We start from the raw sequence: 1,636 nt of genomic DNA on the forward strand, positions 1-1,636 counted from the left end.
CGGAACCTGTCAACCTGTTCGAGACAAGGTCTTGTAGAAATTACTGAGGGGATGGTTCCGTCGGGGTGTCTGGTTGGGTCGGGACCTGCGCGGGTTGGTTGATCCAGGCGGGTGCCGGTGATGGCGGTGGCACGGGTGGCCGGCGGACGAACCGCTCGGGCCGGGCCGCGTAGGCGGTGTCCAGGACCGCGGCGCGGGCCGCGCGGACGGCGTCGGCCTGGCCGTGGTGCACGACCGTCGGCGCGAGCAGACCGATCCCTGAATGCCGGTGGTCGTTGTTGTAGTAGTCGAAGAACTCCCGGCACCAGACGCGGGCACGTTCGCGGCTGTCAAAGGTCCTGGGAAAGTCGGGCCGGTACTTGAGTGTCTTGAACTGGGACTCGGAGTAGGGATTGTCGTTGGACGTCCTGGGACGCGAGTGGGACTGGACGATCCCAAGGTCGGCGAACAGGAACGCCACCGGCTTCGACGTCATGGAGCTGCCACGGTCGGCGTGCACCGTCAGCTGCCCCGGCAGTATTCCTTGTTTGGTGCAGGTCTCGGCTATCAAGGTCTCAGCGAGTGCGGCGGACTCGTTGTCCGCCAGCATCCAGCCGACCACATAACGGCTGTACACATCCAAGATGACATACAGATAGTAGTAGGTCCATTTCTTCGGGCCGAGGAGTTTGGTGATATCCCACGTCCACACCTCGTTCGGCCCGTTCGCGAGGAGCTCGGGTTTGACCTTGGGAGGGTGGGTGGCCTGGGCACGGCGGTCCCGGGTCTCGCCGGCCTCGGCGAGCAGCCGGTACATGGTGCGCTGGGAGCACAGGTAGACGCCCTCGTCGAGCAGGGTCGCCCAGACCTGGGCGGGACTGGCGTCGGCGAACCGCGGCGAGTGCAGCACGGCCAGGACCCGGTCGCGTTCCGCGGCGCCCAACGCCCGAGGCTGGCGCCGCGCCCGGTGCGGGACCGGGACCGGACGGGCCGGCGCGGGGCTTTTCCGATGCCGCCGGTAATGCGTGGCCCTCGACCGTCCCACCACCTCGCAGGCGGCTTTGGTACCGATCTCGGGAACCAGTCGGGCGAGGGCTTCCTCGGTCAGCCGTTCGGCTTCTTCGGTGAGGCGGGGTTCTCGTCGGGAGCGCTCTCGGACAGCTTCTCCAAGAGCGCGGCAAGTTTTCCCTGGACGTCGATCACGAACTGGGCCTTCGCCAGCTCCTTCTCCAACTTCAGTTTCTCGGCCCGCAGTTTTTCCAGTTCCTTGTCCCGCTCGTCGGCCGGCGGCCGACCTTTCGGCTTCGACAGACCCGCCGACGCACCCGCATCGCGGAGTTTCCGCCATTCGACGAGGTGCGCAGAGTACAGGCCTTCCCGGCGCAGGATCGCACCCTTCGCGCCCGGCGCGGTCGCCGCCTCATACTCGTTCAAGATCCGCATCTTGTAGGCGGACGAGAACTGCCGCCGCCTCGCCTTCGCGGGCACCTCCGGATCCGGCCGGCGCCCTTGCTGCGCCTCGTCCTCGCTCACCGGACCATCGTCGACCGGCCGGCGAGCTGCTGTCAGCCCCGTGTCCATCTGGCTCGCGCTCCCTACCCGCCCTCGTCACTGGTTGACAGACATCGCCTGTCTCGCACCATCTTGACAGGTAGGG

The 1,636-nt window shown here is 67.0% G+C and carries 1 protein-coding gene; it reads right to left on the reverse strand.

Annotated elements, in window-relative coordinates; genetic code table 11:
* Positions 1-40: 40 nt before the first annotated feature.
* Positions 41-1,560 (reverse strand): IS3 family transposase gene (locus tag NBZ85_RS30925; protein ID WP_438803124.1). Its coding sequence is split into 2 segments (ribosomal slippage): positions 41-1,167 and positions 1,167-1,560, totalling 1,521 coding nucleotides; the frame shifts between segments, so codons are not numbered across the junction.
* Between the last annotated feature and the right edge of the window lie 76 nt (positions 1,561-1,636).

This window comes from Frankia tisae (assembly GCF_025403405.1).
Classification (GTDB): Bacteria; Actinomycetota; Actinomycetes; order Frankiales; family Frankiaceae; genus Frankia; species Frankia tisai.